Below are 1,084 nucleotides of genomic sequence, written 5' to 3'. Positions count from 1 at the left end.
ACTGCTGCCAGACAGTAATGTGCTCATCGGTTGTATGAACAACGACCCAGACCAAAGTTACTTGTTAGGCTTTGCCCTTAACGACACCCAACCATCCGTTGTTACTAGCGCCAATAACACCCAAAACGTGCTCTGCTCTCGCGGCCAAAACCTATTGATGTTTGATGACACCCCAAATACCCCGCATGTTGTGTTGCAAACCCTAGCGGGCAACCAGCACTTGGTGTTACATGGGGATAAAAAGCGGCCTTACATTCACTGGCTTGCGCAACTTGGCGCGATGAATATTTTTGCGGCCAAAGATATACAACTTGGCAGTGTTAAAAGCGCAATTCGACTACTCACCAATAAAACCTTTATTGCCAGCGCCAAACAACAACTGGCACTGGAGAGTAAAAAGTCAGTCATTGCCGATGCAGCAACCAACCTAGACGTCACCGCCAATCAAATTGACGTCAGCGCCACACAAAATATCACCCTTAAGGCGGGTCGCAGCCATCGCAGTGTTATCCAAAGTGATATAAAGCTCAAGGCAGACAACAACCTCACCATCACCGCCCCAGCGGGAAGTCAAATCATCCAAAGCCAAGGCAATATCACGATTAAAGGCAGTGGCTCCGGCAACCTCACCCTTGCCAATGGCGGCAGTGAAATCAGTATTGACTCAAGTGGTAACGTCAACCTCTTTGCAGACAAGTTACTGACCTTAAAAGGCAAAGCCATGACTGTGTTTGACGGCAGCATGGAGCAAGATATTGGCAGCAAACAAAGCGCCACTATGCCGAGTGCACCGCAAATTCAAGCCCTCTCTGAGAATGCTCGACTCTCACTTGCCGCCGATGGCATTGCCACCATGGCGAGCAGTACCATTGAGTTGTCTTATACCTATCAAGATGGTAGCCCAATTATGGGTGCGCCTTATACCATTCGATTTGCAAACGGCACAGCGCTGACCGGTAACTTAGATGACAGCGGTAAAGCAAAAATTGAGAATGCCCCGCCCGGTCAATACACCGTGCAATATGGTGAGGATAAACGCGATTACCTGCCAGAAGATAATCGCCCTAAAAACCCACTGTATGGA

General features: G+C 48.8%; 1 pseudogene. It reads left to right on the top strand.

What is annotated here, in order from left to right:
* Positions 1-1,084 (top strand): annotated as a pseudogene (locus tag EXT48_RS23980) (DUF2345 domain-containing protein); the annotation flags it as partial.

Origin of the sequence: Pseudoalteromonas sp. CO348 (genome assembly GCF_004208845.1) — a bacterium.
GTDB classification, from domain to species: domain Bacteria; phylum Pseudomonadota; class Gammaproteobacteria; order Enterobacterales; family Alteromonadaceae; genus Pseudoalteromonas; species Pseudoalteromonas maricaloris.
Note: the sequence above shows the minus strand (reverse complement) of the source record. Positions and strands in the feature narration are given on the sequence as shown.